Source organism: Marinomonas sp. ATLA20 (assembly GCF_057180105.1).
On the sequence record NZ_JBXUKU010000001.1, the window covers coordinates 409,104 to 423,493 of the forward strand.

12 protein-coding genes are annotated in these 14,390 nt (G+C 43.3%); 7 read left to right on the forward strand and 5 right to left on the reverse strand.

Annotation, left to right across the window (positions count from 1 at the left end; translation table 11 throughout):
• Positions 1–63 precede the first annotated feature (63 nt).
• Positions 64–831: a malonate transporter subunit MadM gene (madM, locus tag AC2A4J_RS01775; protein WP_484174669.1), complete on the reverse strand. Its 768-nt coding sequence runs from the start codon at positions 829–831 to the stop codon at positions 64–66.
• Between the two features lie 9 nt (positions 832–840).
• Positions 841–1,242, reverse strand: a complete 402-nt coding sequence (gene madL, locus AC2A4J_RS01780) for a malonate transporter subunit MadL (protein WP_255827480.1) — start codon at positions 1,240–1,242, stop codon at positions 841–843.
• Positions 1,243–1,939: 697 nt separating this feature from the next.
• On the opposite strand from madL, the gene AC2A4J_RS01785 reads away from it, so the two are divergent.
• Both AC2A4J_RS01785 and AC2A4J_RS01790 read left to right on the forward strand, forming a co-directional pair.
• Complete coding sequence (locus AC2A4J_RS01785) at positions 1,940–2,953, forward strand: methionine aminotransferase (protein WP_484174670.1); 1,014 nt, start codon at positions 1,940–1,942, stop codon at positions 2,951–2,953.
• 442 nt (positions 2,954–3,395) lie between these two features.
• The gene (locus AC2A4J_RS01790) at positions 3,396–5,648 is read left to right on the forward strand and encodes a bifunctional diguanylate cyclase/phosphodiesterase (protein WP_484174671.1); all 2,253 of its coding nucleotides are present in this window, start codon (positions 3,396–3,398) and stop codon (positions 5,646–5,648) included.
• A gap of 44 nt (positions 5,649–5,692) precedes the next feature.
• Here AC2A4J_RS01790 and AC2A4J_RS01795 read toward each other — a convergent pair whose 3' ends face one another.
• Positions 5,693–6,100 (reverse strand): GFA family protein, encoded by a 408-nt coding sequence (locus tag AC2A4J_RS01795; RefSeq protein ID WP_484174672.1) that lies wholly within the window; start codon positions 6,098–6,100, stop codon positions 5,693–5,695.
• A 29-nt stretch (positions 6,101–6,129) separates the two neighbouring features.
• The gene (locus AC2A4J_RS01800; protein ID WP_110574507.1) at positions 6,130–6,405 is read right to left on the reverse strand and encodes an Lrp/AsnC family transcriptional regulator; all 276 of its coding nucleotides are present in this window, start codon (positions 6,403–6,405) and stop codon (positions 6,130–6,132) included.
• A 461-nt stretch (positions 6,406–6,866) separates the two neighbouring features.
• On the opposite strand from AC2A4J_RS01800, the gene AC2A4J_RS01805 reads away from it, so the two are divergent.
• Both AC2A4J_RS01805 and AC2A4J_RS01810 read left to right on the forward strand, forming a co-directional pair.
• Positions 6,867–8,147, forward strand: coding sequence for a sensor domain-containing phosphodiesterase (locus AC2A4J_RS01805; RefSeq protein ID WP_484174673.1), 1,281 nt, complete (start codon positions 6,867–6,869; stop codon positions 8,145–8,147).
• 216 nt (positions 8,148–8,363) lie between these two features.
• On the forward strand, positions 8,364–9,653 hold the full coding sequence (locus AC2A4J_RS01810; RefSeq protein WP_114412052.1) for a dicarboxylate/amino acid:cation symporter: 1,290 nt from the start codon (positions 8,364–8,366) through the stop codon (positions 9,651–9,653).
• A gap of 103 nt (positions 9,654–9,756) precedes the next feature.
• On the opposite strand, the gene AC2A4J_RS01815 is transcribed toward AC2A4J_RS01810, so the two are convergent.
• A complete protein-coding gene (locus AC2A4J_RS01815; protein ID WP_441806161.1) occupies positions 9,757–10,797 on the reverse strand; it encodes a zinc-dependent alcohol dehydrogenase family protein in 1,041 nt (346 codons plus the stop codon).
• 140 nt (positions 10,798–10,937) lie between these two features.
• On the opposite strand from AC2A4J_RS01815, the gene AC2A4J_RS01820 reads away from it, so the two are divergent.
• From AC2A4J_RS01820 to AC2A4J_RS01830, 3 genes are all read left to right on the forward strand, one after another.
• Positions 10,938–11,399: an Lrp/AsnC family transcriptional regulator gene (locus tag AC2A4J_RS01820; RefSeq protein WP_255827486.1), complete on the forward strand. Its 462-nt coding sequence runs from the start codon at positions 10,938–10,940 to the stop codon at positions 11,397–11,399.
• A gap of 215 nt (positions 11,400–11,614) precedes the next feature.
• The gene (locus tag AC2A4J_RS01825; RefSeq protein WP_255827487.1) at positions 11,615–12,067 is read left to right on the forward strand and encodes a PA2169 family four-helix-bundle protein; all 453 of its coding nucleotides are present in this window, start codon (positions 11,615–11,617) and stop codon (positions 12,065–12,067) included.
• 271 nt (positions 12,068–12,338) lie between these two features.
• Positions 12,339–14,327: a BCCT family transporter gene (locus tag AC2A4J_RS01830; protein ID WP_255827488.1), complete on the forward strand. Its 1,989-nt coding sequence runs from the start codon at positions 12,339–12,341 to the stop codon at positions 14,325–14,327.
• Positions 14,328–14,390 lie beyond the last annotated feature (63 nt).

Here is a 14,390-nt window from a genome sequence, read left to right on the forward strand (position 1 = left end):
CTGATGTAGCGAACAAAAAACGCCAAGGCAATTGCCTTGGCGTTTTTGTTTGTAATGGCTAAATTAGCCTGGAAGAATGGTTCTGACGGCTATAAATAAAATAGAAGGCCCCAACAGGCAGCCAAGCGCTGTGTAGAAAGCGGCAGTAATACAGCCATAAGGGACCAGCTTTGCGTCCGTTGCAGCAAGCCCTGCCGCCACACCACTCGATGTGCCCATTAGTCCGCCAAAGATAATGGCCGTTCTTGGGTTATTCAGTCGAATAAGTGGCGCTACAAAAGGCGTCATCACCATCACAAGGATAGATTTCACCAAACCTGCGGCGATAGAAAGGGCAATCACTTCGGAGCTTGCGCCAATGGCAGCGCCTGTGACAGGCCCAACAATGTAAGTAATCGCTCCCGCACCTATAGTCGTTATACTGACGGCGTCGGTATAACCAAACATCACAGCGATAATAGCGCCCACGATAAAAGAAGAAAAAATACCGAAGAAAAGGGCAGTAACACCCGCCATTCCCGCGCGTTTAAGTTCGTCTATCTTGACGCCAAAGCCCGTTGCGACAATGGCAAAGTCTCGCAACATTGAGCCGCCCAGCAGCCCGATACCAGACAACAAAGGAACGTTTACAACGCCTTTACTGCCACCAGTAAATAGACCGCCGAAATACGCCATTGTTAGGCCAAGAAGAATAGCAATAGCGGAGCCATGAATACGCCCATGAGTCAATTTTGCTGAGAGCCAATAGGAGATCCACATAGTGAAACCAATAACAGCAAATCCGGTAATTAAGCTGTATTTCGTGCTAACTAAAAGTAATGATTCGAACATACAGTCACCTTATAGATTGCTGGTTGATTTAGAGGCATTGTCTGACGTCTTATCGCCGCTGCTTCCCATGCGATCAATAACAGGCACCAAAGCAAATGCGACGACAACCGCCATGACACCGGCAAGGATTGCCATTGGGCCACCGCTTAAAGCACCATAAACGTTTTGAGTTGCTGCCATCGCGACAACAACGGGTATGTAGATGGCACTCCAGAACTCGACTCCTTGTTCTGTCTTTGCATCGATGTAACCTTTTTTGTTCAAATAGCTACTGATAAGAATCAGCAGGATCATGGCAATACCAACACCGCCAACATTTGCGGGAAGGCCCATTAAATGACCCAAAATCTGACCTATACTAATTCCTGCTAACGTACATATTGATAATAACGCGACGCCATAAATAATCATTTCTCTCTCCACTCTTATCTTTTTTGTTTTTGGATGAAAATATTGCGAACTGGCTTAGATCTGTGTATTTGCCACCTTGCATTAATCTCACCTCCCTGTGTTTATTGCGCTTCCTTAGGTATTCATAAAATAGCTTTAAGACTTATGTTTTCGATACGCTAGTACGTTCCTCCCTTTAACGTTTTCCGAAATAGCCCTGTAAGAGTGCTGCTATGAGGCATCTCTAGAGCTGTGTTTATATCGCTAGGGCAATGTAAGAATCGAGTGTGTGCGACAATTATTCATTGCCTTCACGAGGTAAGCTGAAACAGAGTAAGAAGTGTTGGATCACTCTCAGGAGAGAGCGCAATTCGGGTGTGAGAGTTCATACAGATACAGCCTCCAATCCCTTGGCTTCTGACTTTTTCAGTCGCGTTTTTCACTCGTTTTTTCCATCCAGAGCGAGCTGATATTTTCTATTTAGATTAACAAGGTAAACTGTTTTTACCCTTTTCTGAAGTAAATTTATCATCGTTTGAATAAGCAACGCTTTACTGCAGTGATTATCAGCATGCCTTTTTTAATAAAATAAGGGTAGAGTCATCACATTGAAATGAGAGTTATTAATAATCTTTGACTCTGGATTATTTTTTCATAGAGAATGGCTTTCAAATTCAGGACTTCCACTGCCCAACCTTATATGATGAGGCAAAACATCGTGACCATCTCTTCTACTCTTACTTCCAAATTACCATCCGTCGGCACCACTATTTTTACCAGAATGTCGGCATTAGCAGCGGAAAAAGGTGCGATTAATTTGTCGCAAGGCTTTCCAGATTTTCCACCTGATGCGCGATTATTGGCGCGTGCCTCGCAAGCGATTTTAACGGGTAATAACCAGTATTCGCCTATGACGGGTTTGCCAATATTACGAGATGCCATTGCGAGTTTGATTGAGCGTCACTATGACCGTCAGGTCAGTGCTTTAAATGAAATTACGGTAACCAGTGGTGCGTCAGAAGCCATTTTTGATGCAATTACAGCGTTAGTGCATGACGGTGACGAAGTGATTCTGTTTGATCCCGCTTATGACTTATACGAGCCAGCGGTGAGCTTAGCGGGCGGTGTTTGTAAGCGAGTGACGTTAACCGCGCCAAACTTTCGCCCTGATTGGCTGGCATTTGCTGAATTACTTACCGATAAGACACGTTTGGTATTAATCAATTCGCCACATAACCCAACAGGAAGTTGTTGGTTGGCAGAGGATTTAGAATCCTTATGGCAAGCTATTGCGAGCCGAGACATTTATGTCCTGTCTGATGAAGTGTATGAATTTATCCACTTTGGTGAATCCGCTGTTAGTGTTCACAAACACGCAGAGCTTTCAAAGCGTAGCTTGGTGGTATCGTCTTTTGGTAAAAGTTTTCACTTAACGGGCTGGAAAGTGGGTTATGTTGTGGCGCCAACGGAATTGACCATGGAACTGCGCAAAGTGCATCAATTTGTGTCCTTCTGCACAGCAACGCCTTTACAGCAAGCCTTGGGAGAACACCTAACCGCTGAACCTGAAGCAAGCACTGGCTTGGCCAGCTTTTATCGTCAAAAGCGCGATGTATTGAGAGGCGCATTAGCTAACAGCCGTTTTAAGCTATTGCCTTGTGAAGGCACCTATTTTCAATTATTGGATTACAGCGCGATCAGTGATTTGGACGACGTGGCGTTTTGCGAATGACTTATTGATCAAGTCGGCGTGGCCGCGATTCCTGTGAGCGTTTTTTACCAGCAAGCGCCAAGAGACCAACGCATAATTCGTCTGTGTTTTGCTAAAGAAGAAATTACTTTATTAGAAGCCGCGAAAAGACTTTCTCAATTGTAAAATTTGGTGAGAGTTTTGAGTGTAATATGTTTCATATTGATTCGTGTTGTATATGTCTTTTTATTTGTCAGATAACTAACGTTATACTGATAATTGTAGGCAATGCATTTATCTCGCTTAATATTGAGGAGTTATTTCTACAACATGCTTGATATGAAGGTATTTTTTTGTAGTAGCAAGGGTATGACCATCTATTATGTTTAACACGTTAAAAGGACGGGTGTACTTTCTTGCTTTCCTTATAATATTTCCATGTTATCTTTTTATATATGAGAGTTTTGGCTACAGCCGAAACGTTGTGAAAGATGAAGTGCTTAAAGCCTCAGACATCGTTTCGTATCAAGTGGCTGATATTCAAGAGCACTTGGTTCAATCTGCGTATGTTTTTTTATCCAATCTTGCCGTCTCTCCCAATTTACAAGACCCCGATTCTGATGACTGCCGACGCTTTGTAGTTGAGTTACTTCCGCTATACAGTAGTTATGTCAACATTGGCGTACCAAATCGTAATGGGATTCTTACTTGTAATGGGATGCCATTATCTCAAGCGGTTGATGTCAGTGATCGCCGTTATATTCGTGACGCGATTAATGGTCAGTACTTTACATCTAGTGGTGTACAAGTAGATCGAGTGACAGGTGTGCCTACGGTTAATTTTGCTTACCCCATTTTAAATCAGCAAAATATAAATGATGTCGTCGGTGCTGCTGTGGTGGTTATTTCGTTAGAGTGGTGGCGCTCCTTTATGGAAAGAAGCCAATTACCTCCGCGCAGTGTTGCGTATATTTTAGATGCTAATAACCAATCAGTGGCAACCTATCCTCCAGGCATTAAATATGTTCCTCCGGCCGAACTTGATCGCTTTTGGCGAGGAGAGGATGGCGTTAGTCGTGTATTTCACAAGCGCCAGATAATGGATGACGAAGGCAATGTACAACTGACTTTCCTAACGGGCGTTGCGGTTGATACAGCGTTAAGTGCCGTAAATAAACGGTACGTTATGGTGACTACGGTATTTTCCGTTTTGATTATATTGGTTTTGATATTGATGCATTTCTTTTTTATGCGCTCAATATTAAAACCGTTAAATGTCTTGACGGACTTGGCCATTCGGTTAGGTCGAAATGAAAAAATGCCGACTAATAGTCCGATTGGGGTTAAGGAAATGGATTACCTACAGCGACATTTCTTGGAAATGGCGTCAATGAAGCAGAAAGCAGAGCAAGACATTATTGAACAGGCTCAAACTGACCGTTTAACCGGCATTTCTAATCGTGATGCATTTAGTCAAATACTCTCTGATTGCTTGGCGCAAGTTGATCCACAACATGGGAAGTTAGCGGTTATTTTGCTCGATCTTGATAATTTCAAAGAAATAAACGATACCCGTGGGCACGAAGTCGGAGATGCTATTTTGCAGCAGATTGCTGACCGCCTCATACAATACCCTTTTTATGCTAAGTGCATTAGCCGCTTGGGTGGGGATGAATTTGTCTTCTTGTTTGATGATCAACAGGTTGATTTATCAAAGGTTCTTATGTTGGCAGAAAATATTCATAGCCTCGTCAAACAACCCTATTTTGTATTCAATGATAATGTGATGGTGTCAGCAAGTTGCGGTGTGGCGGTTTATCCTGATGATGGGCGTGACAGTCGAGCCTTAATGGGGGCCGTGGATCAAGCTATGTATCATGCGAAGGCCAGTGGTCGGAATTGTGTTAAACGCTTTGATTGGAGCTTGCAGCAGGCACTGTTAGATAAAGTCGAGTTGATTAAAGACTTAAATAAAGCGTTAAAAAATGATGAGTTCTTTTTGGTGTATCAGCCCATAGTCGATCAAGCCGGTAAGGCATCAAAATTTGAAGCCTTAATCCGTTGGAATCATCCAGAAAAAGGCCTTGTTAGCCCCGATCAATTTATTCCTGCCGCCGAAGAGTCCGGTCTTATCATAGATATTGGAGATTGGGTCATTCAAGAAGCGAAGACGGCATTATCTACACTACAAATTGCTCGTGGACAGGATGTGCAGATAGGGGTCAATGTATCTCCATTGCAGCTCTTAAATCGCCGTGAAGGTGCCAATGTGTTTTTATCGAGCTTGATGACCGACTCTGGTGAGTCAAATCATGGAACAGATGAAACGAATGGTTTGATAGTAGAAATCACCGAAAATCTATTAATGGAGCTGGATGAGCATACTCGTCAAGTTTTATTAGACTTCAGAAAAAATGGCATACAAGTGGCGTTAGATGACTTTGGTACAGGTTATTCATCATTAGCGTACATAATGAATTACGACATTGATTTCTTGAAAATCGACCAAAGTTTTGTGCAAACACTGGGTCCTGAGTCCTCCTCTTCTTCCCTTTGCGAAGCCATTATTTCCATGGCTCACAAATTGGGAATTACGGTTGTCGCAGAAGGCGTTGAAACCAGACAACAAGCCGATTTATTGTTGCAGTTTGGCTGTGATTATTTGCAAGGATATTACTTTGCGAAGCCATTACGTTTAGAAGAGGCGATTATTTATCCAATTCAGCAAACTCTCTAGCAGCATAAAACAGATGCATAGGCTGCTAGATTATTGCCATCAGGTTAGTTTGGCATAGCGTCGAATGTAGGAATATCGCCTAAGCTCTCATCCCAGTTGCCTTTGCTGTCTAGGAATATGTGCGCCTGTGGCGTTATATCGACATCTGTATCTAAGCAACCTGCCGGTACGACAACCAAACCACGAGCTTTCGCATCGGTAGGGACATTGGAGCCACAAACAGAGCAAAATGTACGAGCAAAGTTCGTGTCTTCTAATCGATAAAAGCTGAGTTTATCTTCGCCGCTTAACCAATTTAACGTAGCGCCTGGAGCAAATAGATTGGCACAATGCGCCGTGCCAGATGTTTTTCTACAACGGCTACAATGACAAAGGAAAAACTTCTTAAATTCCCCTTCTAACTCAAACTTAACTGCACCACACAAACAAGATCCAGCGTGAAGATGACTCATAACAGTTCGCTCCAAAGAGAGTTTTAAACTTAAACGCCGACAGAAAACATGCCTTCTAAATCGTGTTTTGAATAAGCGCGAAACGCCAGCATAGTTTCTGTTTTCAAAATGTTATCGATCTGTGCAAGATGCTGTGTCACCAATTCAGATAATTGATCATTGGTCTGCACACGTGCAATAGCGGTGATGTCGTATGAACCGCTGACTGAATACACTTCAGATAAACCTTCAATAGAAGCCAATTTTTCAGCGACTTGGTTGATGTACTTTTTCTCAACAGAAAGCATGATAATCGCGGTAACCATAGAATGTCCTTTTTGAATTGTTAATGTACGCTGAGACTTGAATGAAAAGAGGTGTCAGCGAATAGGGGAATTAAAGCACCTTAAGTGGCTATTTACAAAGGCGCAAAGAGGGAAGTTAAGTGGATAAATGGGAAAATTAGAATGGTGAAAAAGTGGCTTTAAGGAGGAAGATGACATGTATTGAGTAATACTACCGTCTGAAAAGTGAGAAATATTTAGCCATCAATTTCTATAAAAAAACTTTATAACAATCGCGAATGTTAAATTATCTTTGATCTGTTTACTTAACTATTCATTTGTTTACGCAATAGTTTTGAAAAAAAACGCTAGACTCATTTGATTACATATTGGCGCGGAAAAAATACGGTAAGAGATTTAGTGCTTTTGGTATGCTTTATCTACGTCTTGGGGTGAACTTCATCATGCCTAATACATATAAAACCATTTCTTAGAGGTAGAAGGTGTTCGAGACAAACACAGCAAAAATAAATAATAGCGTCGATTTAATGATGTCTATTTTGGGTGTTCAGAATCAAAGCAGAATGGACGCGGAGCTCTTAGTCAATTCCTTTAGTAACGATTTGGAGTATCTAGTACAAACTATGCGACAGCATCTAGGAATGGATATCGCTTTTTTGTCTCGTTTTCATAATGGTCATCGTGAAATGTTACATGTCGACAAAAAAGACATTTGTAATGGCTCACTCAATAAAGGCCACAAGGATAAAAACGAAGAAACTTATTGCCAGCTAATTGCCGAAGAAAAACTGCCGAAAATTATTCCTGATACATCGCAGAACGAAATCACCAAAGCCTTAGCGGTAACAAAAATTTTAAATATAGGCAGTTATATTGGTGTGCCTATCTATCTCTCTGATGATTCTCTTTATGGCACCTTGTGTTGTTTCAGTGAAAAAGCAGATGAGTCATTGACGAATAAAGATCTTTCTATATTAACGCTGTTTGCTAAGTTTGCGGCGCGTAATATTGAAAAAGATCTGAACGAGAGCCAATTGCATCAGTCTGCAAGAGATAATGTTTTCGATATTATTAATAACAAACGACTGACCGTTGCACTCCAGCCGATTTATGATGTTAAAAGTAAGTGCATTAAAGGTTTTGAGTGTTTATCACGTTTTCAAACCGAGCCATATCGTTCGCCTGATTATTGGTTTAATCAAGCCAATGTGTCTGGTGTTGGTGAAGCGTTGGAATTGTTTGCCATTGAAGAAGCGTTAAGTCTTCTGCCCAGTATTCCAGAGCAATATTACATCACGCTCAATATTTCTCCTAAGTACCTTGCCTCGCCTTATCTTCAAACCATGTTAGACAAAGCCCCTTTGCACCGTATTATTCTAGAAGTAACCGAGCGTGAATCGATAGAAGACTACTATGCATTTCGGAGCGCGATTCAGCCATTTAGAGATCGAGGAATGCGCCTTGCCGTTGATGATGCTGGGGCCGGTTTTGCCAGCTTCCAGCATATATTGGAGCTGGAGGCCGATATCATTAAATTAGATAGAAGCCTAATCGCTAATATCAATTCAGATCATAGAAAGAGAGCCTTGGTTGCCGCCCTCATTGGCTTCGCCAAAGAAACCAAAAGCACAGTATTAGGCGAGGGAGTGGAGACATTAGCGGAGCTAGAAGTGCTGCAAGAATTGGGCGCACAAAAAATTCAGGGTTATTTCTTCTGTCATCCTCTACCGCTTAAAGACGTGCTGGCTTTTTGCGAGGCTTGAAGGCTTGTTTTAAGCCTTTTTTATGGTGTCTATAAGATGTCATTAATGTATGTTTCTTGCTCTCATTCCTCTGTAAAGTGACGCAGTCTTTTCCTTTCAAACCAAAGAAAATGGTTTTTATGCACTATAATGGCATGTACTATGCGTGACTTTTATTTTAGCGCTGCAATAATTTTCTGGCTAAAACAACGATAACAAATGGAATGAGAGAGTCTTATGAATACAACGTTTAAAGTGTTACTTGGGATGGGGCTCGGCATCATTGTTGGCTTGATCCTCAATTTAACGGGGCTAAATGCCGATGGGACATGGGCGAACAGTTACTTAACGGATGGCTTGTTTAAAGTCGTTGGTACTATGTTCGTTAACGCTCTGAAAATGCTTGTTGTACCTTTGGTTTTCTTCTCATTGGTTTGTGGTGTGTGCGGTATAGGTGACATAAAGTTACTGGGAAGGATTGGGTCTAAATCCTTCGTTCTCTATCTTCTGACAACGGCCATTGCCATTGCCGCCGCGCTGACTATTGCCACCGCTTTTGGTATTGGTGAAGGCATGAATGCCGAGTCCTCTGTGACCTTCACAGGGAAAGACTCCCCACCATTATCGACGGTATTGATTAATATCGTTCCTTCAAACCCGATTAGCGCCATGGCGCAAGGTGACATGCTTCCGGTGATCTTTTTCTCAATCATGTTTGGTGTAAGCATCTTAATGGTAGGACAAAAAGCTAAGGTTGTTAGCGATTTCATTGAGTCATTAAACGACATAATGATGAAGATGGTCACCATTATTATGGAAGTGGCGCCGTATGCCGTGTTCTGTCTTATCGCTAGAGCGATAGCCGATTTGGGGATGGATTTACTCGCTCAGTTGTTAGGCTATGTCTTAGTGTTAATTGGCGTCTTGTTCTTCCACTTATTTGTGACTTTGCAAGTGATCCTGAAAGTCTTGTCTGGCTTGAGCCCAATTACTTTCATGAAGAAAATGCGTAACACGCAAGTGTTTGCTTTTAGTACATCCAGCTCAAACGCGACGATTCCTGTTACCTTGCGTGCGGTGACAAAACGCCTTGGCGTGAAAAACTCGGTAGCGTCTTTTACTGTACCGTTTGGTGCGACCATCAACATGGATGGTACTGCCATTATGCAGGGTGTCGCGACGGTCTTTATTGCCAATATTTATAATGTAGAGCTTGGTATGATGGGTTACCTAACGGTGATCTTAATGTCTGTACTGGCATCGATTGGTACCGCAGGCGTTCCTGGTGTTGGCTTGATTATGCTGTCTATGGTGTTTGCTCAAGTAGGCTTACCAATCGAAGGTATTGGCTTGATTTTGGGTGTGGACCGCTTGTTAGACATGATTCGTACTGCGGTTAACGTGTCTGGTGATGCTGTAGTGTCTACTGTGGTTGCTAAGAGCGAAGGACAGTTAGACGAAAGTGTCTACAATGATCCTAATGCGGGTAATCAGTCTGAAATGCATTTAGAAACCAAACAGAGCTAATAACGGTTAGTATCAGAGGATTCTCTGAACAAACGAATCGTCTAAATAGAGAAGAGCGCAGCCCTCAAGGGTAAGTGCTCTTTTTTTACATGCGATACAGAGGTTAAAAACGTGTAACGACAGTCACGCCCGGTGGGTTGATCTTGTCTATGTTGGTTAGCGCTGCAATGGATTCTTCTAGGCTGATGGTGCGGCCAAGTAGTTTTTCTGGGCTGAGTTTTCCTGACTTAATCATCGACAACATGGCATCGTAACGGAACGCCTGCATGCCGTGACTGCCAATAATTTCTAGCTCGTGAGCAATAACCAGATTCATCGGAATGGGCGGTGTGGCTTGATCCGCTAACAGCAAGCCGACCTGAACGTGCTTGCCTAGCTTTTTTAAACTCTTAATGGAGTTTATGCAGGTTGTTGGGTGGCCTAAAGCATCGATTGATACATGAGCTCCGCCACGGGTGATCTCTTTAATTGCTTCTGCTACATCAGCCACGCTGGTGGCATTAATGGTCGCGTAAGCGCCTAGGGCTTTTGCTAATTCAAGTTTGTCGTCTGTCACGTCCACCGCAATCACATTGGCACCAATGCTGTTGGCAATCATGATGGCTGACAAGCCAACACCGCCACAACCATGCACCGCCACCCATTGTCCTGCACTGACTTTACCCTGATCGACAACCGCTCTAAACGAGGTCACAAAGCGACAGCCAAGGCTAGCCGCTGTGGTGAAGTCTATGCTTTCTGGCAAGGTAACAAGGTTCACATCCGCATTGTGAATAGAGACGTATTCGGCAAAAGAGCCCCAGTGAGTGAATCCTGGTTGTGTTTGATTACCACAGACTTGATGATTGCCACCGTGACATTCAGGACAAGAGCCACAGCCGCTAACAAAGGGCACAGTAACTCGGTCACCGACTTTAAAACGCTGAACATCTTTGCCTACGGCTTCAATAACACCTGCAAACTCATGACCTGGAACGTGTGGCAGCACAATGTCTGGATCGTGTCCCATCCAGCCATGCCAATCACTGCGGCAAACACCTGTCGCTTCAACTTTGATCACCACGCCATGATTTTCTGGCGTTGGATCTTCGACATTCATAATTTTAGGTGTGGCTGAAAAGCTTTCGTAGACAACGGCTTTCATGGTGTTCTCCTTTGGTGATCAATACGTCAGCCTAATAGACTACTGAATATAGAAGAAATTACCTTGCTCTTTTCCTTGTATATCGGCGAACTTAAGAAATACTATTTCAGATATTTGGTTTTTAAGAGGGAAATCTTTCAATGAAGGCTTTGGATAAGGTAGACACTGATATCGTTCGACGTATGCAGCAGGACGGCAAGTTGACTAACGCAAAATTAGCCAGCGAACTTTCATTAAGTGAAACACCCTGTTGGCGTCGGCTAAAACGCCTAGAGGAAGAGGGCATCATTACCGATTATCAGGCGAACCTTGACCGACGTAAATTAGGCTTTGGTGTGATGGCATTTGTGCAGTTAACCTGTAATCAGCACGATGCAGAAATCACTCAAACTTTCGAACAGATGATCCAGCAGTGTGACAATGTTTTGTCTTGTCATAACACCACAGGTGAGGCGGACTTCTTGCTGCAAGTGGTTGCCAAAGATTTAGATGATTACAGCCGCTTTGTGGATCAGGTTCTCAGAAAGTTACCTGGCGTTTCAGCAATCGCTTCGAATATCTCCTTGCGAGAGCTTAAAGCATCAACACGGTTGCCAATATAAGTTTGGTTATTGTTTGAGGTGGTGCTAAGTACTCTAGTAACGCCTTTTCAACGTTTATTATGCGGTTTTTCTGAGGGGGGATATCGTCGCGTAGTTTTTTGCAAAAAAGGTGCAGTCTAAGTGCATCTACAGGAATACGGTTGTTTTTAATCCAGCTATCGCCAAGTATGTATGTAGGAACACGGAATAAAAGTAACGCTAATTAGGAGGAACATATGCAAAATCAAACTGCACAAGCCCACCACATTACAGACATTATTAAAGTAATGAACGGCGGTATTGAATTCTACCAAGAAGCGAAAACCAAACTAGACGACACAACTTATAATGCTTTTTTTGACCGCATGATAGGTGCTAAATCCGAATCCGTCGCAGAGCTTCAACCGTTTGCTGTTGTTCAGCAAGGTGAAGTAGAAACCGATACCAATAACTTGGTCAAAGCACGTCAGTCTTACACTAAGTTAATGTCTAAAATCTCCAGCGAATCCACGGCTTTTACCTATGTCGATCAGCTTGAAGAAGTGGAAGACAAGGTGCTAGAAGAGCTTGATCTTGCGCTAGAGAGAAACCAGACTCAAGATTGCGAAGTGACGCTACGCCGAGTTAAAGTCAGAATGAAAGAGTGCCATGATGAAATGAAGGCGCTACAAGTCGCTGCTCAACATTAATTGATATAGGTTGAGAGGCCGCGCTTTAGCCTTTGATTTGCTTTTACCTTATATGGGTGGTATCAAGGCAAAAACTTAGCATAAGCGTTGCTTATTATTGTTAATATTGTAAAGCCAGTATGGATAGATTAGGGATCCATGCTGGCTTTTTTGTGCCTATTTAATGGACACTTTTTCTTATAAAAATATTTAGATGTCTAATTATAATTGGCCTCTCGGGTTGCTATTCCTCTTTTCTTTTGTCAGGGTATAAAAAGAGGAGGAACCTTTTATGACCAATTCACAGAAGACGGCAACGGGGGCAATACTGCTACCGGTATTCATCCCAAGCGTGATTGTTACCTTATTTCTTATTGTTGGAACTCTAAGTAATCCAGAGTTAGCTGGAGAAGTATTTCAAGGTGCATTGGCTTGGGTGACACAAACCTTTGGCTGGTTCTATATGTTGGCCACCGCCATTTTTCTCGTATTTTTGGTTTGTATCGGCTTCAGTCGTTGGGGCAATATACGTTTAGGTCCAGACCATGGAGACCCTGAATACAGTTTTCCCGCTTGGTTTGCGATGCTTTTTTCCGCAGGTTACGGGATTGCCTTGTTGTTCTTTGGTGTGGCTGAGCCTGTCTTACACTTTTCTCAACCACCGAATGCCACAGCCGAAACCATTGGTGCCGCTCGTGAAGCCATGCAGATTGCCTACTTCCATTGGGGGTTACATATCTGGGGCATTTACGGCCTGATGGGGCTGGTTCTAGCTTACTTTGCCTTTCGCCATGGTTTGCCATTGTCGGTGCGCTCTGCACTATACCCCCTGATTGGTGATCGTATTTACGGGCCTATCGGTCATATTGTCGATGTGTTTGCCATTCTCGGTACTTTATTTGGTTTGGCGACCACGCTGGGTTTGTCGGTTACTCAAATCAACGCGGGTTTACATTACCTTTGGGAAGACATACCGATTAACACCACGGTGCAAATCACCGCCATTGGTTTAATTACGCTTGCTGCAATTGGTTCTGTGGTTGCGGGTATGGATAAGGGTGTCAAAAACCTTTCGATTTTGAATATGGGCTTGGCTGTCTTTATCATGGTGATTGTGTTTTTCGTCGGCCCAAGTATTCATATTCTTGATGCCTTCGTACAAAACACTGGCTCGTATCTCAGCAACATTGTAGAGCGTACGTTTAATCTACAGGCTTATACGCAAAGTGATTGGATTGGTAACTGGACGCTGTTTATCTTCGCGTGGACGATTGCTTGGGCACCGTTCGTCGGTTTGTTTATTGCCAAGATTAGCCGTGGTCGTACTATTCGTCAGTTTATCTTCGGTGTGCTTGCGGTTCCGACGCTGTTTACTTTCCTATGGTTTGCTATCTTTGGTGATACCGCCCTGTATTTGATTATGGAGCAGGGTAAAGATGTATTGATTGGCGAAGTGCAAGCCGATCATTCGGTGGCACTATTTCAGTTCTATGATTTATTGCCTTGGTCTACGTTTCTATCTGTGGTTACCGTCTTTTTGATTATTACCTTCTTCGTTACCTCTTCGGATTCGGGGTCCTTAGTCGTTGATTCATTGGCTTCTGGTGGCGCATTAGAAACACCGGTTTGGCAGCGCGTCTTTTGGGCGTCTCTTGAAGGTATCATTGCTGCTACCTTATTGCTGGCTGGTGGGTTAGGTGCCTTGCAGACTATGAGTATTCTGGCGGCACTGCCTTTCGCTATCATCATGCTGGTGGCGGTACTGGGATTATGGCGAGCCTTGGTGATTGAAGGACACCGTGGCGCAGCCGTGGAAGCCGCAGCAACACCAGGACGAGCATTCAGTAATGAAGGCAGCTGGCGTAAACGTTTAAGCACTCTGTTTAAATTCCCTGGTGAAGCCAAGGTGACACACTTTATTAAAGATGTGGTGGAACCGGCGATGGAAGAAGTACAAAAAGAGCTAGCAACTCATGGGTGGAAAGCCAATATCACCCGAGAGGAAAATGGCGTGACGTTCCAGCTAGAGCGTGACGAAAAATTGGACTTCTATTACCAAGTCGTGGCGACAGAGCATGAAATACCAGAGGCGCACAGTGAGAACTCCAAATACGATACGCATTGGCAAGCGGATGTGTATATTCGCAATGGTGCTCTGGGTTATGAACTCTATGGCTGCAGCCAAGATGAAGTCATTCGAGATTTGATTGACCAGCTAGAACAGTACTTCAACTTTGTTGATGCCGCGCCAGGGCAATTGCCTTGGAATACGGTGTCGTAGCTTAATTTCTTAAAGCGCTAAGCAAAAAAAGCCAGCATTGACTCAATGAGTGAATGCTGGCTT